This window comes from Aquidulcibacter sp., from assembly GCF_049239865.1.
GTDB lineage: Bacteria > Pseudomonadota > Alphaproteobacteria > Caulobacterales > Aquidulcibacteraceae > Aquidulcibacter.
In genome coordinates this window covers 1-22247 of record NZ_JBMLTR010000006.1, presented here as the reverse complement: position 1 = coordinate 22247, position 22247 = coordinate 1, and the positions used below count along the sequence as shown (strand labels likewise).

The window sequence follows — 22247 nt, the reverse complement described above, 5'->3', positions numbered from 1 at the left end:
GGATGGAGCCATCGATCGAGGTTTTCACAATCGCCGTCACCGCATCAATATGCTCGGCCTTCAGTTTTGGGCCAAGTTCGGTTTGTAAGCAGCCACAAAAGCTCTCTGACTGGCCGGCCAGCTGACACACGAGCTTGGTATCGAGGACCTCGCCGACTGCTTTGGCAGCATCGCCCGCAACACTAACGGCAGAGCTTTTGAGCTCTTTCACCGTCGCGGCGGCTTCATTGGGGGCTTGGCCACAGGCACTAAGGGCGAGGGCGGCGGTGAGCAGAAGGGCGGGGATAAGTTTCATGCCCGCTGTGTGCCCTGATCCGCTATCACAAGAAACCCACAAGGCTGTGACTTAATCTGGGATGGTCGGCCACTAGGGCCTGCGCTGACCTATTCAGTCAGGCGCAGGGATTCTTCGAGCGTCTTCGCCAACTGCCGGAAGGCAGCGCGAACTTCGTCTGGATTGTCAGCATGGAAATAATAACCAGCCGAAGCACAAGCTTGGAGAGCTGGGGTGATTTGGTCATAAACCGGCTTCACCCAATAGTCGAAAGCTCCATCGCCATCCAGTCGGACATATTTCAACTGCACAACGCCAACTCGGAAACCGCGCGCTTTCAATTCTTGGCAGGCGGTTGACCCGACAGGTCCTGGCGTAATGGCGTTCCAGTCAAACTGCATACCATCGGTCACGATGATGATGAATTTCTCAGGCTTGGCTTGTGAGCCATCGCCAGCACCTGAGGACAGGGTGTTTTTGCCAGTCTGTAATGCCGGGGTGAGGCGAGATGAGCTCCAGCCCGGTTTCAGTTGGAACGTGCCAACAAAATCGCGCGCCTTTTGCATGTCAGACGTAAAAGAAAGCTGCCGCTCCCAACTCGCCGCCATGCGCGCTACGCCATATCGTGCTCGCAATCCGCGTGGATAGGCATCGTATAACTCATCAATCAGGATTTGAACGCTCTCCTTCATGATGTCATGGCGCAGCTTGACGCCATTGGCATGGGCGCGCTGTTCTGACGTTGAATAAAGGTTGCTTTCCTTCAACTTGGTTTCGATATGGCAGGCGAAGGCGCAATTTTTGTGTTCTGGGTCGTTCTTTGACAAGAGACGCAACTTGTCGCGCCCAGCTTCATCTGCCGCTACCCCCATGGAGGCTGAGCCGTCGAGCCACAGATCCACGTCGACATAACGGTAATCGGCTTTGCGCGCCCGTGCTGTACCCGTAATCGGGGTATAAGCGCCGCCGATCAGCCCCGGGGCCATCGAGGCTTGATTGGCTGTATAGCTAATCAGGGCGCTCCGCACCCGTCCCGTTTCGGTTGTGACGTTAAAGCTCGCGACTGCTGCACGCTCGTTTGAATTCAAATTGGCCAGAAACGTCTTTTCGGCCACTTCTGCCATTTTCGCGTCTTCGGTCGTCGGCGCAATCGCTGCCAAAGCGGCGGTATCGGCGGCGGATTGATATTTGGCTTTGCCGCTGGAGATCATGGCGAGTTGAATTGAGCCTACGCCCACAAGCAAAAGAGCGGTGGCAGATAATGCAAAACTCAGCGCAATGGTGCCGCGCTCGGTCTTGAGCCGCGTCCCCCACATCATCAGTTTTTGCCGAAGCAGCCCTAACGGACGCATAATTTTAACCCTAACTCGTAACCACACGACCCGGGTTAGGGGCATTTTCTGAATTTTTTGGAAGTATGACTGGTTAATCGAGTGATAAAGCAATAGGTCAATTTAAATTACTTGCAAGTATTTGCGAAATAAATCCAAGTAATTATGTAGGCAAAATTTCTAACTACTGATTGAGTGTGCTTTGAATTGTTCCTGTTTTCAGTGCCTTAAGCCGAACCGTCCGCTCAACCGCAATAGGGTTACCAATCGTTAGAAAAATCTGGGTTGTAACTGACTGTTTCCATTAACTATAGCGCCAAAAAAGTCGCTTTTACTGCATTATCTTCAACAGATTTCAGGGGCGGCCAGTGGGAAAGTCCATCGTTTTCTGAAAGACAGCCTTCATGCAAAACCTAACTTCACGACTTCAAAACCGACTGACTTCGCAACCGTGGAAGCCAGCTCTCGGTGCTGGCATTGCCATTGCATTGATTGCAAGTCTGAAACATGTAGGCTTCTTTCCATACCTTATCGCACCCTTGGGCGCGTCCGCGACCTTAGTATGGATGGTGCCTAAAAGCCCGCTCGCACGGGCACGCGCTGTTATTGGTGGCAGTTTGATCTCGGCCGCCATCGGGTTGGGAGTCTTGGGGGTGTTGGGCGCAACCCCTTGGGCGATCGGACTAGCCGTGGGCCTTGCCATCTTTGCGATGGTGCTTTTCGATGTTCTGCATGCGCCAGCAGGGGCATTGCCTTTGGTAATAGGGATCAGCCACCCAGAGCCTGTGGCCTTTCTGGCGACCTTAGCGGCATCAACCATTATCTTGGTTGTTCTGGGGCAACTTTATCTCTGGCTGACAGAACCAAAAGCTCGGTTAAAGCCAGACATTTGATGCGCCTGCGACGGAATGCAATGCCTTCGTCGTTTCAGCAAATATGAACCAGATGCTTCTTTCCCGCCGTACTGCCCTGATCGGCCTATCCGCTGTGACGGCAGTTCCTGCCTTTGCTCAAACGCGCTTTGAGGCAGCAAGAGCCTATTCGACCGCACGACGTGGGATCTCCTTCCTCGTGATGCAGCGCGGGCAGGTCCTGTTTGAAGATTACCAAGGCCAAGGCAAGCGCTTCAAAGGCTGGGAATTGGCCAGCGGCACCAAGAGTTTTTCAGGCGTCATGGCCGCGGCCTTGGTGCAAGATGGCCTGTTGAAGCTTGATGAATATTGCGCAGACACGCTGCGGGAGTTTTGGTCGGATCGGTACCGGTCTGCCATTCGTGTGACCGACTTGCTGCACTTGGTTAGCGGCATTGATGGCAAAGGTGGTCGCAATTTTGGCAATGTTCCAACCTATGCAGAGGCCGTCACCGCAACGTCAAACAAGGGCACTGGCACCCAGTTTTCATACGGCCCGGTGCCCTTCCAAATCTTTGGAGAATTGGTTCGGCGCAAACTAATTGCTGCCAAGACAGGTGATGCAGACCCTCTGGCTTATTTGACCCGTCGACTGCTGGACCCTCTCGGGATCCGACCCATCCGATGGCAGCGGGGCAGTGATGGTATGCCGCACTTACCCTCTGGGGCGGCGATCACCGCCCGCGACTGGGCGAAGTTTGGCCAATTTGTTTTGGCCGGCGGTGTGCATCAAGGAAAGGCTTTGGTCGACCCTGTCGCGCTGCGGGCCAATTTTGAAGCCAGCAAGGCCAATCCCGGCTATGGTTTGACGTGGTGGATGCCGCGTCCGGGCATGATTGGGCCGGGGCCCCGGTCTGGCGTGGCCAGTGAAGCGGTATCGCTTTCCGGTCTTGGCAAGCTTTATATGGCAGCGGGGGCTGGCAATCAGCGCCTCTATTTGTTGCCGGATCAGGACATGGTCATTGTTCGCCAAGCAGACGGCATTCTCGAGGGCCTGCGCCGTGGCGCTGGCGATTGGTCTGACCAGACGTTCTTAAGCCTTTTGCTAGGCGCTTAAGCCTGACCACGGCCCCGGGCTTGGACCGCTTCACGATTGGCGGCGACCTTATCGGGCGTGACTTGGTTATTGCGCTCGGTCGAAAAGGCGGTTTCATGCTGCAGGCCAGCGCCAAAAGTCATGGCGAAACCATCATTGATCAGCTTCTTGTATTCTTGCTGGGCGTGGGCGGGCATGGTCGCCATATCGGCGGCGAGCTTCATTGCGCTGGGCATCAAGTCTTCTGGACTGACAACCCGATTGACCAAGCCCCAACGCTCCGCAGTTTCAGCATCTAGGAAGTTGCCCGTGAGAGAGAGTTCTTTTGCGCGATAAATCCCGATCAAGCGCGACAGTTTTTGCGATAAGCCCCAGCCAGGCATAATGCCGACTCGTCCATGTGTGTCGGCAAAGCGCGCGCCAGTTGAAGCGATCAAGACATCGCAGGCCAAGGCAACTTCAAAGCCACCCGTAATGGCCACCCCATTGATTGCACCAATAACGGGCTTGGCGCTGGTCTCAATCGCGCGAACAGGATTGGCTTCTGGCTTTTCAGCGGTGGCATCGCCCATGGCGAGTGGGTCGGTCGATAATTCTTTTAGATCAAGGCCAGCGGTAAAGGCGCGTCCAGCTCCGGTCAAAACAATCACCCGGATGGTCTCGTCCTGATTCAAGTCCGTGATAGCGTCATACAGCGCCAGACGCATGGCCTTTGACATCGCATTCATGGCCTCTGGCCGGTTCAAGGTCACAATGGCGATAGAATCTTGACGTTCAACGGTCAGGGTCATGGAATTTCCTTCAAGCGGGTAGGCGTCAACTGGTTAGGCGGGCTTTGTTTCAGCACCGCTTAGAAAAGGCAATGGCATCTGCTTAATTTGGTTCGGTGATTGTGACGATCAGCGGGAAATGATCGGAACCCACATCTGAGCCAACTTCGCAGGCCCGCACCTCAATGTCGCGCACCAGAATATGGTCGATCGTAACCTTCAGGCCAGGAATTTTGTCAAACGCTGTCCCGCTCCAGTCAATTGGCCGCCATGTCCCGGCAACTGGGCCGCCGCAGGCAACCCGTTTGAGATTGGCGGTTTTAAGGAGCTGATAGAAGGGTAGGGCACTTGGCGTGGTGTTGAAATCGCCCATGACAAGAACGGGTCCGGGCTCTTTCGCGACCGCGGCGGCGAGCACCTGCAGTTCCAGATTCCGCACGGTCAGTCCTTGGCCTCGTCCGCGTGTCGGGTTCTGCAAATGCAAGACGAAAAGGGTGAATCCGTCGCAGCGTGCCTTAAGACCAAAATTGCGACCAGCCCAGACCGCCAACTCGCCATTTGGCCTGACCACACGACAGCCCAAAGTCTCGACGCCCCAAGTTTCCTTTGAGGGCGATGCTAATTCCAAATGTTGGGCGGACGGGAACAGGGCTTGCAAATTGCTGTAAGCAGGCACTTCACCCAGACCAATGACTTTGGCCTTTTTGACCTCTGGGATCAGCGAGAGACTTTTTAGGGCTAGACGATTGTCGTGGATATTCGCCCAAGCCAAAACCATCTCGCGCGTGGCGTCACCCTGTTGCGGGGAGAGCGGCGGGTAGAGTGTCGGCACGCGCACATTAAAAAATAAGAGCGCCAGGACAGCAACACCTTGCAAGACTGCCAAAACTCGCCATTTGCCCAGCCAAAAGGCAGTCAGTCCGACCAATCCAAAGACGAGGATCAGTCTGTCCCAAGCGCCGAACAGCGCCAGGATCCAGTGAAAGGGGGCCGCCAAGGCAAGCCCGCACAGGCCCAAAGTGGCCAATCCGACAAGCCCAAGAGCTAGGCGAACAATCCAAGCGAGAATGGTCAAGCAGCCCGCTCTTTTTCCGTGGGGTCTAGCCAAGTTTCGAGATCAGCCAAAGCGCGAACGGCCAAAGCCTTTTTGCGCAACCGACCGCGTTCTTTGCCTTTCCCGCCCGCATCTTCGCTCAATTCGGGGAACAGGCCAAAATTGACATTCATCGGTTGAAAGCTGCCCTTGCCACCATCCACGTGCCCGCCGGTGACATGGTTCAGCAGTGCGCCCAAAGCCGTTGTGATCGGGGGAATGCTCGGGGTATCGCCCAGACGCTCTGCCCGTGCAAACCGGCCAGCCAACAGGCCAATCGCGGCGCTTTCGACATAGCCTTCACAGCCCGTAATCTGTCCCGCGAAGCGAATGTCGGGTCGCGACTTGAGGCGCAGGCTTTCATCCAGCAATTTCGGTGAATTGAGGAAGGTATTGCGGTGAATGCCGCCTAGGCGCGCAAACTGGGCTTGTTCAAGGCCCGGGATCATACGGATAACATCGGACTGCGCACCATGTTTCAGCTTTGTTTGAAAGCCGACCATGTTGAACAATGTGCCTAGGGCATTGTCTTGGCGCAATTGCACGACGGCCCAAGGTCTTTTCCCAGTCCGCGGATCAACGAGGCCGACCGGTTTCATCGGGCCAAAGCGCAATGTCTCGCGTCCACGCTCTGCCATCACTTCGATCGGCAAACAACCTTCGAAATAGGGCGTGTTTTCCCACTCTTTGAAGCTGGTCTTTTCGCCAGCCAGCAAAGCATCGATGAAGGCTTCATATTCTTCTTTATTCATCGGGCAATTGATGTAATCGGCCCCGTCACCCTCAGGACCTACTTTGTCCCAGCGACTTTGGAACCAGGCAATGTCGAAATTGATGCTCTCGCGGTGGACGATGGGCGCGATGGCATCAAAGAAGGCCAGTTCGTCCTCGCCCGTGACTGATTGTACCGCCTGCGCCAAAAGGTCAGAGGTCAAAGGCCCTGTCGCGATAATGGTGCTTTCCCAGGTTTCCGGCGGCAGCTCGGTTACTTCTTCACGTACGATTGTGATCAGCGGCTCTCGGGACAGAGCTTCTGTCACCGCAGCTGAGAACCCATCGCGGTCAACGGCCAAAGCAGAACCTGCCGGCACTTTATGGGCATCGGCACAGGCCATGATCAGCGAGCCAGCCCGGCGCATTTCCGCATGTATCAAGCCAACCGCATTGAATTCCCAATCATCAGAACGGAATGAATTGGAGCAAACAAGCTCTGCAAGACCATCGGTATTGTGGGCATCGGTCTTACGGATTGGGCGCATCTCATGAAGGACAACGGGCACGCCTGCGCGGCTGATCTGCCAAGCTGCCTCACTGCCCGCAAGGCCGCCGCCGATAATATGTATGGGTTTTACCTGAGTCATGGTCTGTCAAATAGCGCAGCCAAGGCCTTGAGGGGAGGGGGCGGGCTCAGTCGCCACAGCCCAATACTGTCTTTCCTGTCAGGTCGGTGATCAAGATTGTCGATCAAACATGTTTGATTCCCCCTCTTGCACCGCAACCGGATATAGCCGAAGGGGAAAGCGCGCAGGACAGATGGCTATCGAGCGGATCGGTGCAGCGTACCCCATTTGAGGAATATAGATGACCAAGACTTTTTCCCCTTCCGAAGCAGCCTTTTCGGTATTTGAATTGGTGAAGCGCCAACCCCAGTTTGTGATGCGCTATGCCATGCTGTCAGCCGGGGTCATGGCAATTTACATGTTCATCATGGCGAGTACGGGGGCGGGTGAGGCGCTGCAACGTTATGCGGCGCTCTTGCAGTCGGAACAAATGCCAACCATGGAGCAGGTGCAGGCCATTCTTGGCCCCGCGATGCCATCGCTATTCTTTTCGTTGCTGATGAGTGCCATTTTGAGCGCTTTCTTGACCGGGATGGCCTTACGCAAAACCCTACATGATCGTGAGGAGGGCTTCTGGGGCCTTCAGGCTGGACCCATTGAAGGACGCTTTCTTATGGCGACTTTGGCTTTTGTCGCCGTGATTTTTGTCGCGGCTTTTGTGATCGGGTTTATCACCAGCCTGATCGCCACGATCCACATGGCGCTGGGAAGTCTTGCAATCCTTGCATCGATTGCTGCGTTGGCTTGGCTTGGCTTGCGGTTGAGCCAATTTGGCGTGATGGGCGTTGTAACGGGCAAGTTGGGACTTAGAGAATCCTTTGAACAAACCAACGGCAAATTCTGGCGCTATTTTGGTGCTTATTTGCTGTGGGTGGTTGTTACGGTCATTATAGGTACCATCGTCCAAGGACTTGCGACCATTGGTGCTTTAGCCTTGGGAACAAAGGTAGGTTCGGGCCTACCTGCATCCGCGCAGGAATTTGCGACTGCGGGCTGGGCCTTTTACATTCTGTTTTATGGCATGGTCACTGGGGTTCTGAACTTGGGCTTCTTATGCATCGGGGCCTATGCTTGGCACCAAAGCCGAGGTGACCTGCCACCGCCTAAAACGGCTCTTTAACAACCGCCTCGCTTAGAAGTCGAAGTCTGCCGTAACGGGCACATGGTCTGACGCCTTCTCGCGCGCCCGTGCCATGCGCCAGATTTTGACTTCCTTCAGACGGTCTGCCGCCTGTGGGCTGATGGCGAAATGATCGATCCTTATGCCGTGATCCTTAGGCCAAGCCCCGGCCTGATAGTCCCAGAATGTGTAGGCATGCTCGGCCCCATTCACGGCCATAAAGGCGTCGGTCAGGCCCAGATTTAATAGCCGTCGCCAAGCGGCGCGGCTCTCGGGCTGAAACAGGGCATCGCCCATCCAAGCAGCCGGATCATAGCAATCACCGGGCCGTGGGATGATGTTCCAATCACCCGCCAAAACCAGAGGCTCTTCCAGCTCTAATAAGCCTTTGACATGGTTTTGAAGCCTGTCCATCCAGCGCAGCTTATAGTCAAACTTCTCGGTGCCTAAGGGATTGCCATTCGGGCAATAGAGATTTGCGATCCGCACGGCACCCGTGGGGGTCGCGACTTCAACTTCCAGATAGCGCGCTTGAAGATCTTCTTCTTCGCCCGGCAGGCGGTTTTGTGCCACTTCTGCGGGCAATCGGGTCAGTATAGCGACGCCATTATAGCTCTTTTGCCCGGAAATGAAGCAATTGTAACCTGCATCCTCAATCGCTTCGCGCGGAAACTTCGGCTCTTCGCACTTGATTTCCTGAATGCAAACAACATCCGGACTGGCCTCAGCCAGCCATTCCAACAGGTTTGGTAGCCGCGCGTTGACAGAGTTGACATTAAAAGTCGCGATGCGCATTAGTCTCGTCCTAAATCTCGAAATCCGTACTATGGTTTACGTGATTTCGACCAGTTTGATAGTCCCGATTAGAGGTTCCTGCATGACACGCTCCAATTCTGCTCCGCGCGCGCCGTCCTATTTGGTCGCCGGTTTGATCGCTATTGTTGGTGGGCTCGCGTGTGCCGGGGCGGCCTTGGCCCAGGCACCTGTGCAAACAGCACCGTCGGCAACCAGCCAACCGACTGGAACTGCCGCAATGGCGCCCGATACGGCCGAGGCACAAGCGCCTGCCGCCAAGCCAAAGCGGCGCGGAGCTCGTATGGTCTGTAAGCAGGAAGCCATTCTAGGGACGCGCCTTAAGTCCACGCGCACCTGCCGGACGGCTGACGAATGGCGTCGCATCTCCCGTGGCTTTCAAGACCAACTGAAGAACACGACGGATAAGGGCGGCGCTGTCTTTAGCAGCAACTAAGCTTTCGCTTTAGAAGCCTTTGAACACGGCAATCTCGTCGAGAGGTGCGCGCTCGGTCCGCAACTGGTTGATCGGCGCGTCCTTGTCTTCATAGCCCAGCGCCAAGCCACAATAGATCACTTCATTGTCAGGCAAGCCAAAATGGGCGGCCAGGCTTTGGCGCACCATGCCCCAGGCTTCTTGCATGCAAGTGGCAAGGCCACGCTCTTCGGCGACCAAGCAAATAGTCTGCATCAACATGCCCATATGGGCCCATTGGCCGTGGCCCATGGATCTGTCGATCACAAAGAAGATGGCTACTGGCGCACCAAAGAACTGATAATTGCGCGACATTTGGCCTAGCCGCCCCAACTTGTCTTCACGCGGGATGCCAAGGATTTGGTACATGTCTTCCCCAACCTTGTAACGGCGAGAGCGGTGGGGTTCTTTGACTTCGGCCGGATAAATCGGGAACTCGCCAGCTTCGCCGCGCGGATTTTCATTAAGTGCTTTTTGCGCCAAGGTCACAATTGCGTCGCGCTCTTCCCCGGCAAGGACAATCATCTTCCAAGGTTGAAGATTGCCGCCAGACGGTGCCGCGCGGGCAATGTCCAACAGGGCACGAACTTCTTCTAAAGGCACAGGGTCTGGCTTAAAGGCGCGCACAGATTTGCGTTGCTTAACAGCAGTTTCGACATTCATGGCTTTATTCCTGAGCTGGTGTTTTTTCTGAGACTAAGGCCAAACGCCGCTTCAGAGCAAGTCAAGCGCCGATAACTTCTCTAGACCGAAAAACTAACGCCACAGCCACAGGATGATTTTGCGTTGGGATTGCGGATTTTGAAGGACGATCCAATCAAATCATCGACCCAGTCAATTTCAGCACCTTCCAAAAAGGGCAGCGAGACTTGGTCGACAGCCACTTTGGCTGCACCCTTTTCGATAATGATGTCATCCTCGCCAGCGCTTTCGGCAAAGCCAAACTCATATTGAAAGCCAGAACAACCACCGCCATTGACGGCTACCCGAAACAATGCCGCCCCTGGTTCGGTGGCAATCAGGTGTCCAATTTTCACTGCGGCGGCGTCTGAAACAGAAAAACCTGACTGCATGAGCATAAGCCTATCTTCGTTTAAGGGCGCAAAAAGGCAGCTTGAAAGCCAAGCTGTTTTCTTTTCCGTCAACTTTATCCCTATATGGGGGAGAAACTTGTTTTGAGGAAGACCCTGATGCCTGTCCTAACTCGCCCAGCGCCTTTTGCCGCTGATCCTGCCCAGTCGCGCGGCAGACGTTGGCCAGAAGCGGAAAGCCAGACGCGCTCACCTTTTGAGCGCGACCGCGATCGGATCATTCATTCGACCGCCTTCCGTCGATTGAAGGGCAAGACACAAGTGTTTGTGGCCCATGAAGGGGATCATTTCCGCACGCGCCTGACCCATTCGCTCGAAGTCGCGCAGATCGCGCGCTCTGTGTCGCGCCGGCTTGGGCTGAACGAAGATTTGGCAGAAGCCTGCGCCTTGGCGCATGATTTGGGCCATCCACCGTTCGGACACACAGGCGAACATGCGCTGGATGATTGTATGAAGCCTTGGGGTGGATTTGATCACAATGCTCAGACTTTGCGAGTGCTCACCCGGCTGGAGCGACGTTATCCAGGGTTTGACGGCCTAAACCTGACTTGGGAGACCTTGGAAGGCACCGTGAAACACAATGGCCCGATGTTGGCGAACGGGGCAGGGGTCGAAAGTTTGGCCCCAGTTTGGCAGGACCTCAATGCCGAATTCGATATGGGTCTAACGACTTTTGCTTCTGCCGAAGCACAAGTTGCGGCGGTCGCCGATGATATTGCTTACAATAATCATGATATCGATGATGCTCTCAGTGGTGACATTTTTAGCGACGCGGAATTGTGTGACAGCGTGCCCTTGGTACGAGAAGTCTATGATGCCGCAGCCCGAGACTATCCCAATCTTGATCTGGGTCGGATGCGCGGGGAAGTCATTCGTCGCCTAATCGGGGTCTGGGTGAATGACCTCGTGGTGGAAAGCCAGCGAAGAATTGCACTCTACAATCCCCAATCGGCCGATGAAGTGCGTGCTTTGCCGCAAGCCTTGGTTGGGTTCTCCGACGAGATGATCGCGAAGGCCGCTACTTTACGCGAATTTCTCTACGCAAAAATGTATCGTCATTGGCGGATGAATCGCTCCCGCAGCCAAGCAAGGCGAATCGTTCGCGAATTATTCGACGTTTTTCTGGCCGAACCCGATACATTGCCGCCTGTTTGGTTGCATCTCCACAGCAAAGATTCCACGAAGGCAGCGCGGCTTGTTTGTGATTACATCGCTGGAATGACTGATGATTTTGCCATTGATGAGCATCGCAGGCTCTTCAATCTGGATCGCACCTTGTAACAAGGGGCTGGCGCCGACTTAATTGAGAGTTACAAGAAACTTTCTTTTATGTCTGGAGTAGATTCGCATGGCCAACCGGGATCGTGATTCCTTTGACGATTACGACACTGATGATCAAGATGATGGTTTCTTGACCTTTGACGCGCGCGAAGAGGAAGAAGACCGTAGTCGTGGCCCCCTAATCATTGTTGGCATCGTCGCTGTGCTGGCTTTGATCGGCGTCGTTTTCTGGCAAGTCTATTACTCAAGCCGCGAGCCCGGCGATACCCCGCAAGTTGCAGCGGACAGCGGATCGTTCAAAGCGCCGGGTGACCCAGCGGCGAGCGCCCCAATTGTTGGCTCTGATCTGGACAAGGGCGTGTTTGACGCTGCCAGCGGCGCTTCGGCCCCAGCGCTTGATGTTCAGCCAACCAGCCCCGCAGAAGCGCCGATGTTGACGGATGGCAGCGCTGCGCCGGCTGCAGTTGCACCAGCCCCAGTTCCGGCCCCGGCACCAGCTACAACGCCCCCGCCGCGCCAGGTGGCAGCTGCTACGACCAAGCCTGCCGCCACGACACCTGCTGTCAAGCCAGCAACGCCTGCGCCGGCACCTAAGCCAGCGCCGGTTGTGTCAAAGGCCGCAACACCTGTTCCTGCCCCTACAAAAGCACCTGCCCCTGCGGCGCCAAAGGCGGTTCCCGTGCCAGCTTCGGCTGCTTCAGCGGGTTTCGCCGCACAATTGGGTTCGTTTAAGGATAAGGCATCGGCCGACACGGCTTTGGCCCGGTTCCGCGCCTCCGGTCTGTCTGGCCCCGTGTCAATTGTGGCCGCGGACCTTGGTGCTAAGGGCACTTGGTACCGGATCCGCGCGACGGGCTTTGAAAGCCGGTCGGAAGTGGAAGTCTTCTGCGGTAAAGCTCGCAGCGCGGGTGCCCAGTGCATTCCAGCTTCGCGTTAAGATGAGGATCGGGCGACCCTAGCATGTCTGTCGCCTGCGTCATTGATGTGGCAGGGCCGGTCCTGACCGTGCAAGAGCGGCGCTTGTTTGCTGCGCGCGACCCGTGGGCGTTCATCCTGTTTGGTCGATCCTGTGAGACCCCGGCACAGATCCGAGCGCTGTGCGAAGACTTGCGCGACAGCGTCGGGCGGGCCTGTCTGATTTTCATTGATCAAGAAGGTGGACGGGTCCAGCGTTTAGCCCCGCCTGTCTGGCCGCGCCTGCCTGCCTTATCCTTTTACGGCAGGCTGTGGCAGGACAATCCTGCAAATGCTTTGGAGGCTTGCAATCTCCATCATCAGATCATGGGCCACATGCTGACCGACGTCGGAATTGATGCCAATTGCGCGCCCTGCCTAGATTTGCGTCTGGAGGGTGCAAGCAGCGCCATCGGCGATAGAGCCTTGTCTGCCGACCCTGCATGCGTGGCAGAACTCGGTCGTGCTGGCCTAGCGGGCCTTCAAGCATCGGGCGTTGCTGGCGTTCTCAAGCATATGCCGGGGCAAGGGCGTGCCGCACTGGACAGCCATGAGGCTTTGCCCCGAATTGCGGCTTCCAAAGAGGTATTGGAACAGGACCTGCTGCCTTTCCGAACCAATCAGTCTGCCCCCATGGGCATGATCGGCCATGTTGTGTTTGAGGCCCTCGATCCCGTCGCGCCAGCCAGCCAGTCCGCGAATGTGGTAAAGCATTGGATCCGCGAGGCCATGGGGTTTGACGGCCTGTTGATGACCGATGATTTGACCATGAAGGCCCTCGGCCAACCCGATGCGGTCAAAGCCACGCGTGTGTTTGACGCCGGCATTGATATCGCCATGCGCTGTCACGGCACGCTGGAGGAACGCGATGCCTTTCTTCAGATGTGCCCGGTGCTTTCTGGGCCAAGTTTAACTAGGGCAATGCGCGCGGAAGCCTATGCGCCAAAACCCGCTGTCGCTCTAGATCCCGATCAACTCTGGGCGCGCTTTACAGAATTGACGGGATGGGAGCGGGCCATGACCTTGTCCATCTCGCCCGATCCTACCCGAAAGGCGTGGGCCTAAGATGGCAAGTGATGACGTCCTGGAAGCCGCCCTGCGCGGAGTCGGTGAAAGCGACATTGCCTTTAGTGTTGATCTCGACGGCTATGAAGGCCCGTTGCATGTTCTCTTGCGCTTGGCCCGCGATCAGAAGGTGGATTTACGTCGCCTGTCCATCCTGAAATTGGCGGAGCAATATCTGGAATTTGTCGCCGCCGCGCGTTCAGCTCGGATTGATCTGGCCGCTGATTATTTAGTCATGGCGTCTTGGTTGGCCTATTTGAAATCCCGCCTTCTGCTGCCGCGTAAAGAGCGTCCGGCGGGTGAGGAACCCGTTGAAGATATCGCCGCGCATTTGGCGTGGCGGTTGGCGCGCCTCGATGCCATGCGCGCGTCCGCGGAAGCGCTCTATCAGCGCCCGCAGCAGGATTTGGACTTCTACACACGCGGCGCGCCGGAAGAGACCGCCGTCACCGAAATCCCTTTGTGGGAAGCCACCATCCTCGACCTTTTGCGCGCTTATGCAGATCAGCGCGTGCGCGGGGTGGAGACCAAGCATGAAGTAAAGGCTTGGCCAGTCTATTCGCTGGATGATGCGCGCAAGCGGCTAGAGCGCTTGATGCCGCGCGCAAAAGACTGGCAGGCTTTGGGCGAGTTTGCGCCGCCTGTGACGACATTTGCGAAAGAGCCCCCCAGCGCAGCGTCTCGCTATGCCAGCCTCTTGGCAGCCAGCCTTGAACTTGCCAAACAGGGCAAGCTTGCCGTGCGGCAATTGGAACATTATGCGCCGCTTTATGTGAAGGCTGGGCCGGAGACTTTGGTGTGACGGAATCGGAAGACGATAACACCGACGACCGTACCTCGCCGGAGGCGATCGCCGCCGCTGTGCGCAGCTTGGCGCGTGCCAAGCCAGACCTTGATCTGGTGGACCGGGCCGACTTGTCCGTCGATCCAGCACCCGATGTCGACCGGATGGTTGAGGCGCTGTTGTTTGCGAGTGCTGAGCCCGTGCGGGCTTCGGCAATTGCCGCGCGCCTGCCAGAAGGAGCCGATGTTGGCGGCGCGCTCGCACGCTTAAAGCGGCGCTATGTCGGCCGCGGGGTCATTTTGGTTGAAGTGGCAGGCGGCTGGCGGTTCCAGACGGCACCGGATTTGGCCTTCTTGATGGAAGAACGGCGTGAAGAGCCGCGCAAGCTCTCTAAGGCGGCCCTCGAAACCTTGGCTATCATCGCCTATCACCAACCGTGCACGCGCTCTGACATCGAAGAAGTGCGCGGTGTCGGCGTCGGGCGCGGCACCTTAGACCTGTTGATGGAAATCGGCTGGGTACGGGCAGGGGCACGCCGACAATCCCCCGGCAAGCCTTTGACCTATCGCACCACGCGCGAGTTTTTGGCCCACTTTAACCTCGCCACCCTCGAGGATTTGCCTGGCAAAGCCGATTTGCAAGCGCAAGGGCTGCTCGATGCCCGCTTGCCACCTGATTTTGAAGTGCCCCGCCCCATTTCTGCCCAAGATGGCGACGATGATAGCAGCTATGAGGCATTGGATGGCGATGACATCGCTTTCACACAAGACTTCTTTGAACCTTGAGGTAATTTCCGCTTTGATAGGCGTCTAGTAATCTCTCTTTGCTATCACGTTTGTCTGAGAGCTTGCAGGAAGTGACTGGCAAGCGGGACCTTGGTAGATTATGTGCATCTGAGCAGCCTTGTGGTCAGGGCCGATCAACGAAACGGAGAATAAAATGGGCGGTATGAGTCTGATGCACTGGTTGGTCGTTGCAGCCGTAGCATTGCTGGTGTTCGGTGGACGCGGTAAACTGTCCTCCATCATGAAAGACGCCGCAGAGGGCATCAAAGGCTTCCGCAAGGGCTTGGCCGATGAACCCACCGCTGCGGCTTCTGAAGCAGCCAAAGTCAATGATAGCAATACAATTGACGTGAGCCCTTCGGCTAAGTCTAAGACCGAAGCGTAATTCGGTCTTCGACCTCTACAATTTTGAGGTCAGGAGTCCTCACGCATGTTTGATTCCATCGGCTTTCAGGAGCTGGTCGTCATCGGCATCATCGCCTTGATGGTGGTCGGTCCGAAAGAATTGCCGCTGCTTATGCGTAAAGCTGGCCAGTGGACCGCACGTCTGCGCGGTATGGCGGCGGATTTCCGTGCGAATTTTGACGAAATGGCCCGACAAGCCGAATTGGATGAGTTGCGTAAAGAAGTCGAAGCGCTGCGCAACAATAATCCATTGCAAGACATCAAAGATGAGCTGACCAAGCCGTTTGAAACAGGCATTGATCCCTATGCTCCCGTCACCCCTTATGGGTCGGACCACCACCATCATGTGACGGATCAAGCCCCGGTGATGGAAGTGCTCGCTGCCCCCATCGAGTCCGCACCCGAAGCCAAGCCAAAGCGCACGCGCAAGCCGAGGGTTGAAGCACTTGTAGCCCCTGAGATCGCTGCAGAAGCTGAAGTCGCTGCCAAACCCAAACGGGCACGCGCACCGCGCGCTTCAAAAGCATCTGGAGCTGAAGTGGCGTGACCGACCTTATCCCGCACAAAGACCCAGTTGATCCGCCGCTGACGCCCGATGAAGAGGCGATTGAGGCGACCCGCGCGCCCTTGATGGAACATTTGGTGGAGTTGCGTGACCGCTTGCTGTGGAGCGTTGGCTCTATTGCCATCGGCTTTTTCATTTGCTTTGCGATTTGGCATATCCTGCTGGCTTGGTTGCTTTTGCCCTATGAGAATGCCGTGATCGCGGTAAAAGGGGCTGCGGCGCTGAAGTCCGGCATGGGTCTTATTTATACTGCCCCGCTGGAAGCCTTTATCACGCAGATCAAAGTGGCGATGTTTGGCGGCTTTTGTCTTGCCTTCCCCATGATCTCCTTCCAGCTCTATCGCTTTGTTGCACCGGGCCTTTATAGCCATGAGAAGCGTGCGTTTACGCCGTTTTTGATTATGGCACCGGTTCTCTTCATCATGGGCGCGGCGATGGCTTATTTCGTCGTGATGCCGATGGTGATGCAATTCTCGCTGCGCCAAGAACTTGCGCCAGCCACGGGCGGCGTAGGTGTCGTCTATCAAGGCAAGATTTCTGAATATGTTGGCATGATCACCACCTTGATCCTCGGTTTCGGCGCGTGCTTTCAATTGCCGGTGGTGCAAGTCCTATTGGGCCGCGCGGGCATCGTGGATGGGCAGACGTGGCTTGAGAATGGGCGCTATGCGATCTTCGGGATCTTTGTGGTCGCGGCAGTGGTGACGCCACCCGACGTGATCAGCCAATTCTCTTTGGCTGTTCCTTTGATCATCCTGTATTATATCGGCGCATTCTTGGTGAAAATGGGCGACCCTAAGGATGCCACACCCAGCTAAAATCTAGCGCTTTCGACGCGTCACACCGCGCGGTGGACCACCGGTCTTGCGCATGGGCGTTGTCCCGCGCACAGGGCCTCGAAGCGCGCGACGACCGGGCACAGGCCCAACTTTTGGCTGGCTCACAATCTCAAACAACAGCCCGCCTGAGACAGGAGTTGCTTCTAAGAGGCGCACGCGCACCTTCGCACCTAATACCCAGCGGTCGCCGGTTTCTGCGCCAATCAGGGCGTGGCCAGCTTCGTCATGATGGAAATATTCGCTGCCTAAGCGCATGACAGGCACCAGCCCATCGCCGCCGGTCTCTTCTAGTCGCACAAAGACGCCAAACCGGTTGACGCTGGTGATGCGCGCTTCAAATGTTGCGCCAACCCGCTCTGACAAGAAGGCTGCTACATAGCGGTCGGTGGCTTCGCGCTCGGCGGCCATGCCGCGCCGCTCGGTAGCGGTAATGGCTTCGGCGACTTTTTTGAGTTGGTCTGGGCTTGTTTTCTTCAGGCCATCCTCGCCAAAGCCCAAAGCACTGATCAGTGCGCGGTGGACGATCAAGTCGGCATAGCGGCGAATGGGCGAGGTGAAGTGCGCATATTTGCGCAGGTTCAGGCCGAAGTGTCCCAGATTATCGGTATCATAAATCGCTTGAGCTTGCGTGCGAAGGACGATCTCATTGATCATTTCGGCATGCTCGGTCGGCGCGGCCAATTCCAACACCCGATTGAAGCGGGCAGGGCTGGGCGGTTGGCCCTTGGCCCATTTCATGTTCACGGTCGCCAGAAAATCACCCAAAGCGGCCAGCTTGGTTTCGCTCGGCTGATCATGGACGCGGTAGATCAGAGGCGAACGCTTGTCCTCCAAAGTCTCTGCCGCACACACATTGGAGAGGATCATCATCTCCTCAATCAGGCGGTGGGCATCAAAGCGCTCGCGCAGCCCAATCGAAAGAACTTTGCCTTCCGGCGACAGGATGATTTTGCGCTCAGGGCTGTTGATCTCTAACGGCTCGCGCTGATCGCGTGCTTTTTCCAGCGCGCGATAGGCGGCCCAAAGCGGCCGCAGCACCGTGTCGAGCAAGGGGGCTGTCATCGCGTCTGGCATGCCGTCAATGGCCATTTGCGCTTGGGTATAGGTGAGGCTGGCGGCACTCTTCATCAGGCCGCGCAAGAAGCGGTGGCTCTGCTTGTGGCCGCCGGCATCAATCTTAATCTCGAGTGCCAAGCACGGCCGCTCAACGCCATCCATCAGTGAGCATAGGTCGGCTGACAAACGCTCTGGCAGCATGGGGACAACCCGGTCAGGGAAATAGACCGAATTGCCGCGCATCAGCGCACCTTCATCCAAGGCAGAGCCCGGCGTTACATAATGGGCGACGTCGGCAATGGCGACCAATATCTTATGGCCACCGCCCGGCAAGGCTTCCGCATAGACCGCATCATCATGGTCGCGCGCATCATCTGGGTCGATGGTGACTAAGGGAATGTGGCGCAAATCTTCGCGCTTGCCCAAAGGGGCGGGCCCTGCGGCTTGGGCCTCTTCTTCCTCTTCAGCGGTAAAGCCCATCGGAATTGCGTGGGCGGCAATCGCCAGAATGGAGGCCGCTTTTGGATTTTTGTTATTGCCGAAAATCTCAATGATTTCCGCCTTCTTTGGGCCGTAGCCGCGATGGGGTAATAAGCGCGCCGCAACCAGATCGCCATTGCGCGCGCCTTTGGCATGCTCTGGCAAGATCATCAATTCGTGGCGTTGCTTCTTGTCCGCTGGGACAAGTCTGCCACCGCTAGAACCGGCTTGGCCGGGGCGCACATCGGCCGCCATAAAGACGCCAAATACGCGTTCGATCACCCGCCCGAGGCGCTTGATGATCTGGACCTCATACTCGCCCTCATGGGTCTGACGGGTCTTGCCGATGAAGCGATCACCAACGCCCGGAGGCGGGCCTTCATGACGGACTTGCGCGCGCGTGCTGGCAAGGCGTACCAGCGGTCCATAAAGCTCATCTTCGCGGCCGAGAGCGCGCGCCATCAGATCGCCTTGGCTGTCGATCTCGATCAGTTGGAACATGCCGCCCTCAGGCGGCACGGTGCGGCTGGCAACTTCCTTGCGACCGGTTTTGGCAATCGCGCCCTCATCGGCCAGTTCACGCAAGGCTGCTTTCAAGGCGCGGCGCTCATCCCCTTTGATGCCAAAAGCAATGGCGATCTCACGCGGGCCAATGGCTGTCTTGGCTTCGTTCAAAAAGGCCAGCAATGTGGCTTTGTCTGGCACACCCAAGGCTGGGCGCGTCACCGTCTTTTTCGGTGGCTTGCCTTTTTGGCCGTTGCCACGACCCTTCGTCTTCATGCACCAGTTGCCTTTTTGGCCGCAGGTTTTTTAGCCGGGGCTTTCTTCGCCGCAGGCTTTTTGGCTGTGGCAGCTTTCTTGGCTGTAGGCTTGGCGGCGGATTTGGCAGAGCTGGCCTTTTTAGCAGGCTTTTTCTTGCCAACCCCGACCATTGCAACTCGCGCTTCAATCAGGGCGACAGCAGCTTCGCGCGTGATCGCTGCAGGGTCTTGGCCTTTGGGCAGGGTCGCGTTGGTTGTGCCGTCGGTGACATAGGGGCCATACCGGCCTGCCATCACTTTGATCACAGGACCGCCTTCAGCCGGAGCAGGAAATTCTTGCAAGGCTGCAGCCGCCGTGCGCTGGGGCCGTCCGCCGCCTGCCAGCTTTTCTGCCAGAACGGTGACTGCTCGGTTCAAGCCAATCTCAAACACATCTTCAATCGTGCCGACATTCGCATAGGTTTTGCCATGCTGCACATAAGGGCCAAAGCGACCCAGATTGGCAACGATGGGCTCGCCATCTTCTGGGTGGGCACCCACGGTACGCGGCAAGGATAATAGACGAAGCGCGCGCTCGAGCTCGAGTTCCGCCGCCGACCAACCCTTGGGCAGGGAAGAGCGCTTTGGCTTCTCACCATCTCCCAACTGAACATAGGGGCCAAAGCGACCTGCCTTGAGCCAGACGTCTAGACCGGTTTCAGGATCAGAACCCAAATTGCGGTCACCGCCGGCTTCTGGGGAATCTCCAGACGGCACGGTCAATTGGCGCGTATAGCGGCATTCGGGATAGTTGGAGCAGCCGATGAAAGCGCCGAACTTACTGGTCTTGAGCGAGACGCGACCATCCGCACAGGATGGGCAGGCGCGGGGGTCTGATCCATCGCCCTTATCGGGGAAGATGTGGGGGCCGAGCGAGTCATTGATCGCGTCGAGCACTTGGGACGTCCGCAAGTCGCCCGTATCGGCGATCGCCTTGGAGAAGTCTTCCCAAAACTCACGCAACAGGATGCGCCAACCCAGATCGCCCGAAGACACCAGATCGAGGCGCTGTTCGAGGTCTGCGGTAAAGTCATATTCGACATATTTGGCAAAGAAATTTTCCAAAAACGCCGTAACCAGACGGCCTTTGTCGTCTGGAATGAAGCGGTTCTTGTCCATATGGACATATGCACGGTCGCGCAGCACGGTAAGAACCGACGCATAGGTGGAGGGGCGGCCTATGCCCAACTCTTCCATCTTCTTGACCAAGGTCGCTTCCGAATAGCGCGGTGGCGGCTCGGTGAAATGTTGGGTTGCGGCAATGTCCGTCGCCACTACTGAATCGCCTGCCTTCAAATTGGGCAGACGGCGGCTGTCTTCATCTTCTTCATCATCGCGACCCTCTTGATAGAGCGCGAAAAAGCCATCGAACAAGATGACTTGCCCGGTTGCCCGAAGGCCAGCACGACCATTGGCATCGACCAAATCAATTGTCGTGCGCTCGACAATGGCTTGCTCCATTTGGCTAGCGATGGCGCGCTTCCAGATCAAATCATAGAGCTTGGCCATATCGGCTTCGAGCCGCATTTTAGACGGATGACGATTGGGGTCGGTTGGCCGGATCGCTTCATGTGCTTCTTGAGCATTCTTGGCTTTCGAGCTGTAATAACGCGGTTTTTCGGGAACATACTCGCTCCCAAATCTCTCGCCAATCACGGCGCGACATTGCATGATCGCAGATTGATCCATCGCGACGCCATCGGTTCGCATATAGGTAATGAGACCGACAGTCTCGCCACCAATATCGACACCCTCATAGAGCTTTTGCGCCACTTGCATCGTCCGCTGGGCATTAAAGCCCAACTTGCGGCTGGCTTCCTGTTGCAGGGTGGAGGTGGTGAAGGGCGGTGCGGGTGAGCGCTTGAGTGGCTTGGCTTCGAGGCTCGCGACAGTGTAGCTACCTGCCATCGTCGCAGCTTTTGCCGCTTCCGCAGATGCGGCATCTGGCAGATCAAACTTGTCGAGTTTCTTGCCGTCGAGGCTGACGAGGCGGGCCTCAAACGCGGCCCCAATTTGGGCTTTGGCTTGGGCAGAAACTGTCCAATATTCGCGCGCCTTAAAGCGCTCAATCTCCATCTCGCGCTCAACAACCAAGCGCAGGGCAACCGATTGAACCCGACCAGCCGAACGCGAGCCCGGTAACTTCCGCCAGAGGACCGGGGAGAGATTAAAGCCGACGAGGTAATCTAGCGCGCGGCGCGCCAAATAGGCATCGACCAGTTCCTGATCAATCTGGCGTGGATTGGCCATGGCGGCCAATACCGAGTCCTTAGTGATCGCATTAAAAGTAACCCGCGAAACGGCTTTGTCCTTTAGGACTTTGCGCGATTTCAGCGCTTCCAGCAAATGCCAGGAAATCGCTTCGCCTTCGCGATCCGGGTCGGTGGCGAGGATGAGGCTATCGGCTTTTTTAACCCGTTCTGCAATGTCGCGAATGCGCGCAGCACCCTTGCTGTCCGCTTCCCACACCATCGCGAAATCATCATCCGGGCGGACGGAGCCATCTTTTGAGGGAAGATCGCGCACATGACCAAAGCTGGCGACCACATCATAATTGGCCCCCAAATATTTGTTGATGGTTTTAGCCTTAGCGGGTGATTCAACGACAACGAGATGCATGTTTGGCTTATCAGACTTAGAAAGGGCCCCTGCAAATGCAGAACCTCACGGGCGGAAGTGGGTTCGCAACGGGCTTAATGTCAATGGGTTTCCGCAAAACTAAGTGTAATGCATCTTGACGTGTGACCCTTGCGTGGTACAACTAAAAATATATTCACGCAACACAAGCCATTATAGGGTGAGCCATGCCCGCCGCATCTACGCCAGTCACACCCGAATCTCCCGCAGACCGTTTGGCGGTGGCTGACTTCATTCGAAATCTCGTTCTGGAACTCGAACAATTGAGTGAGGATCACGACTTGGAGGGTGTGGCGGCTTGCTTACGCGCGGCAGCGTCTGAGGCACGCCGTGCCAAAGAGCGCGACCGACTGGTCAAACTGG

The 22247-nt window shown here is 56.6% G+C and carries 23 protein-coding genes; 13 read left to right on the top strand and 10 right to left on the bottom strand.

Going from position 1 to position 22247, the window contains the following annotated elements:
• On the bottom strand, positions 1-295 hold a 295-nt coding region (locus ACOVRA_RS00340), incomplete at its 3' end, for a hypothetical protein (protein WP_421718586.1).
• 89 nt (positions 296-384) lie between these two features.
• On the bottom strand, positions 385-1626 hold the full coding sequence (locus ACOVRA_RS00335) for a vWA domain-containing protein (RefSeq protein ID WP_421718585.1): 1242 nt from the start codon (positions 1624-1626) through the stop codon (positions 385-387).
• 383 nt (positions 1627-2009) lie between these two features.
• Here ACOVRA_RS00335 and ACOVRA_RS00330 point away from each other — a divergent pair, with 383 nt between their 5' ends.
• Both ACOVRA_RS00330 and ACOVRA_RS00325 read left to right on the top strand, forming a co-directional pair.
• Positions 2010-2498, top strand: coding sequence for an HPP family protein (locus ACOVRA_RS00330; protein WP_421718584.1), 489 nt, complete (start codon positions 2010-2012; stop codon positions 2496-2498).
• A 43-nt stretch (positions 2499-2541) separates the two neighbouring features.
• Positions 2542-3573, top strand: coding sequence for a serine hydrolase domain-containing protein (locus ACOVRA_RS00325; RefSeq protein WP_421718583.1), 1032 nt, complete (start codon positions 2542-2544; stop codon positions 3571-3573).
• Here the strand turns inward: ACOVRA_RS00325 and ACOVRA_RS00320 are convergent.
• The 3 genes from ACOVRA_RS00320 to trmFO form a co-directional block, all read right to left on the bottom strand.
• Positions 3570-4343 carry an enoyl-CoA hydratase gene (locus ACOVRA_RS00320; protein ID WP_421718582.1) on the bottom strand — a complete coding sequence of 258 codons (774 nt, stop codon included), beginning with the start codon at positions 4341-4343 and terminating at the stop codon, positions 3570-3572. The two genes, ACOVRA_RS00325 and ACOVRA_RS00320, sit on opposite strands and share 4 nt — an antisense overlap.
• A gap of 82 nt (positions 4344-4425) precedes the next feature.
• A complete protein-coding gene (locus tag ACOVRA_RS00315) occupies positions 4426-5397 on the bottom strand; it encodes an endonuclease/exonuclease/phosphatase family protein (protein ID WP_421718581.1) in 972 nt (323 codons plus the stop codon).
• Entirely contained in the window at positions 5394-6776 is a 1383-nt protein-coding gene (gene trmFO, locus ACOVRA_RS00310; RefSeq protein ID WP_421718579.1) for a methylenetetrahydrofolate--tRNA-(uracil(54)-C(5))-methyltransferase (FADH(2)-oxidizing) TrmFO, read from the bottom strand. The genes ACOVRA_RS00315 and trmFO overlap by 4 nt, the downstream gene beginning before the upstream one ends.
• Positions 6777-6996: 220 nt before the next feature.
• On the opposite strand from trmFO, the gene ACOVRA_RS00305 reads away from it, so the two are divergent.
• Positions 6997-7875 (top strand): hypothetical protein, encoded by an 879-nt coding sequence (locus ACOVRA_RS00305; protein ID WP_421718577.1) that lies wholly within the window; start codon positions 6997-6999, stop codon positions 7873-7875.
• A gap of 12 nt (positions 7876-7887) precedes the next feature.
• Here ACOVRA_RS00305 and xth read toward each other — a convergent pair whose 3' ends face one another.
• Positions 7888-8670, bottom strand: coding sequence for an exodeoxyribonuclease III (gene xth / locus ACOVRA_RS00300; RefSeq protein WP_421718576.1), 783 nt, complete (start codon positions 8668-8670; stop codon positions 7888-7890).
• Positions 8671-8752: 82 nt separating this feature from the next.
• On the opposite strand from xth, the gene ACOVRA_RS00295 reads away from it, so the two are divergent.
• Positions 8753-9124 (top strand): hypothetical protein, encoded by a 372-nt coding sequence (locus tag ACOVRA_RS00295; protein WP_421718575.1) that lies wholly within the window; start codon positions 8753-8755, stop codon positions 9122-9124.
• Between the two features lie 9 nt (positions 9125-9133).
• On the opposite strand, the gene ACOVRA_RS00290 is transcribed toward ACOVRA_RS00295, so the two are convergent.
• Positions 9134-9805, bottom strand: a complete 672-nt coding sequence (locus ACOVRA_RS00290) for a nitroreductase (RefSeq protein WP_290806392.1) — start codon at positions 9803-9805, stop codon at positions 9134-9136.
• Positions 9806-9885: 80 nt separating this feature from the next.
• Positions 9886-10215, bottom strand: a complete 330-nt coding sequence (gene erpA, locus ACOVRA_RS00285; protein WP_290806388.1) for an iron-sulfur cluster insertion protein ErpA — start codon at positions 10213-10215, stop codon at positions 9886-9888.
• Between the two features lie 117 nt (positions 10216-10332).
• Here erpA and ACOVRA_RS00280 point away from each other — a divergent pair, with 117 nt between their 5' ends.
• From ACOVRA_RS00280 to tatC, 8 genes are all read left to right on the top strand, one after another.
• The gene (locus ACOVRA_RS00280; protein ID WP_421718574.1) at positions 10333-11514 is read left to right on the top strand and encodes a deoxyguanosinetriphosphate triphosphohydrolase; all 1182 of its coding nucleotides are present in this window, start codon (positions 10333-10335) and stop codon (positions 11512-11514) included.
• A 67-nt stretch (positions 11515-11581) separates the two neighbouring features.
• Positions 11582-12451, top strand: a complete 870-nt coding sequence (locus ACOVRA_RS00275) for an SPOR domain-containing protein (RefSeq protein WP_421718573.1) — start codon at positions 11582-11584, stop codon at positions 12449-12451.
• A 23-nt stretch (positions 12452-12474) separates the two neighbouring features.
• Positions 12475-13533, top strand: coding sequence for a glycoside hydrolase family 3 N-terminal domain-containing protein (locus tag ACOVRA_RS00270; RefSeq protein ID WP_421718572.1), 1059 nt, complete (start codon positions 12475-12477; stop codon positions 13531-13533).
• Position 13534: 1 nt separating this feature from the next.
• The gene (locus tag ACOVRA_RS00265) at positions 13535-14335 is read left to right on the top strand and encodes a segregation and condensation protein A (RefSeq protein ID WP_290806375.1); all 801 of its coding nucleotides are present in this window, start codon (positions 13535-13537) and stop codon (positions 14333-14335) included.
• 146 nt (positions 14336-14481) lie between these two features.
• Complete coding sequence (gene scpB / locus ACOVRA_RS00260) at positions 14482-15102, top strand: SMC-Scp complex subunit ScpB (protein WP_421718587.1); 621 nt, start codon at positions 14482-14484, stop codon at positions 15100-15102.
• A gap of 154 nt (positions 15103-15256) precedes the next feature.
• On the top strand, positions 15257-15487 hold the full coding sequence (tatA, locus tag ACOVRA_RS00255) for a twin-arginine translocase TatA/TatE family subunit (RefSeq protein ID WP_313585809.1): 231 nt from the start codon (positions 15257-15259) through the stop codon (positions 15485-15487).
• Positions 15488-15532: 45 nt separating this feature from the next.
• Entirely contained in the window at positions 15533-16054 is a 522-nt protein-coding gene (gene tatB / locus ACOVRA_RS00250) for a Sec-independent protein translocase protein TatB (RefSeq protein WP_421718571.1), read from the top strand.
• On the top strand, positions 16051-16890 hold the full coding sequence (gene tatC, locus ACOVRA_RS00245; RefSeq protein WP_421718570.1) for a twin-arginine translocase subunit TatC: 840 nt from the start codon (positions 16051-16053) through the stop codon (positions 16888-16890). Before tatB ends, tatC begins: the two co-directional genes overlap by 4 nt.
• A 3-nt stretch (positions 16891-16893) precedes the next feature.
• Here tatC and rnr read toward each other — a convergent pair whose 3' ends face one another.
• Together rnr and topA are read right to left on the bottom strand one after the other, a co-directional pair.
• Positions 16894-19227, bottom strand: a complete 2334-nt coding sequence (gene rnr, locus ACOVRA_RS00240; protein WP_421718569.1) for a ribonuclease R — start codon at positions 19225-19227, stop codon at positions 16894-16896.
• Complete coding sequence (topA, locus tag ACOVRA_RS00235) at positions 19224-21866, bottom strand: type I DNA topoisomerase (RefSeq protein ID WP_421718568.1); 2643 nt, start codon at positions 21864-21866, stop codon at positions 19224-19226. Before topA ends, rnr begins: the two co-directional genes overlap by 4 nt.
• Before the next feature lie 185 nt (positions 21867-22051).
• On the opposite strand from topA, the gene ACOVRA_RS00230 reads away from it, so the two are divergent.
• A partial coding sequence (locus tag ACOVRA_RS00230) for a hypothetical protein (RefSeq protein ID WP_421718567.1) occupies positions 22052-22247 on the top strand: 196 nt, incomplete at its 3' end.

Bases quoted from the DNA above. Each gene is read 5' to 3' on its own strand.
- ACOVRA_RS00335 (WP_421718585.1), bottom strand. From the start codon at position 1,626: ATGCGTCCGTTAGGGCTGCTTCGGCAAAAACTGATGATGTGGGGGACG.
- ACOVRA_RS00330 (WP_421718584.1), top strand. From the start codon at position 2,010: ATGCAAAACCTAACTTCACGACTTCAAAACCGACTGACTTCGCAACCG.
- ACOVRA_RS00325 (WP_421718583.1), top strand. From the start codon at position 2,542: ATGAACCAGATGCTTCTTTCCCGCCGTACTGCCCTGATCGGCCTATCC.
- ACOVRA_RS00320 (WP_421718582.1), bottom strand. From the start codon at position 4,343: ATGACCCTGACCGTTGAACGTCAAGATTCTATCGCCATTGTGACCTTG.
- trmFO (WP_421718579.1), bottom strand. From the start codon at position 6,776: ATGACTCAGGTAAAACCCATACATATTATCGGCGGCGGCCTTGCGGGC.
- ACOVRA_RS00305 (WP_421718577.1), top strand. From the start codon at position 6,997: ATGACCAAGACTTTTTCCCCTTCCGAAGCAGCCTTTTCGGTATTTGAA.
- xth (WP_421718576.1), bottom strand. From the start codon at position 8,670: ATGCGCATCGCGACTTTTAATGTCAACTCTGTCAACGCGCGGCTACCA.
- ACOVRA_RS00295 (WP_421718575.1), top strand. From the start codon at position 8,753: ATGACACGCTCCAATTCTGCTCCGCGCGCGCCGTCCTATTTGGTCGCC.
- ACOVRA_RS00290 (WP_290806392.1), bottom strand. From the start codon at position 9,805: ATGAATGTCGAAACTGCTGTTAAGCAACGCAAATCTGTGCGCGCCTTT.
- erpA (WP_290806388.1), bottom strand. From the start codon at position 10,215: ATGCAGTCAGGTTTTTCTGTTTCAGACGCCGCCGCAGTGAAAATTGGA.
- ACOVRA_RS00280 (WP_421718574.1), top strand. From the start codon at position 10,333: ATGCCTGTCCTAACTCGCCCAGCGCCTTTTGCCGCTGATCCTGCCCAG.
- ACOVRA_RS00275 (WP_421718573.1), top strand. From the start codon at position 11,582: ATGGCCAACCGGGATCGTGATTCCTTTGACGATTACGACACTGATGAT.
- ACOVRA_RS00270 (WP_421718572.1), top strand. From the start codon at position 12,475: ATGTCTGTCGCCTGCGTCATTGATGTGGCAGGGCCGGTCCTGACCGTG.
- ACOVRA_RS00265 (WP_290806375.1), top strand. From the start codon at position 13,535: ATGGCAAGTGATGACGTCCTGGAAGCCGCCCTGCGCGGAGTCGGTGAA.
- scpB (WP_421718587.1), top strand. From the start codon at position 14,482: ATGGTTGAGGCGCTGTTGTTTGCGAGTGCTGAGCCCGTGCGGGCTTCG.
- tatA (WP_313585809.1), top strand. From the start codon at position 15,257: ATGGGCGGTATGAGTCTGATGCACTGGTTGGTCGTTGCAGCCGTAGCA.
- tatB (WP_421718571.1), top strand. From the start codon at position 15,533: ATGTTTGATTCCATCGGCTTTCAGGAGCTGGTCGTCATCGGCATCATC.
- rnr (WP_421718569.1), bottom strand. From the start codon at position 19,227: ATGAAGACGAAGGGTCGTGGCAACGGCCAAAAAGGCAAGCCACCGAAA.
- topA (WP_421718568.1), bottom strand. From the start codon at position 21,866: ATGCATCTCGTTGTCGTTGAATCACCCGCTAAGGCTAAAACCATCAAC.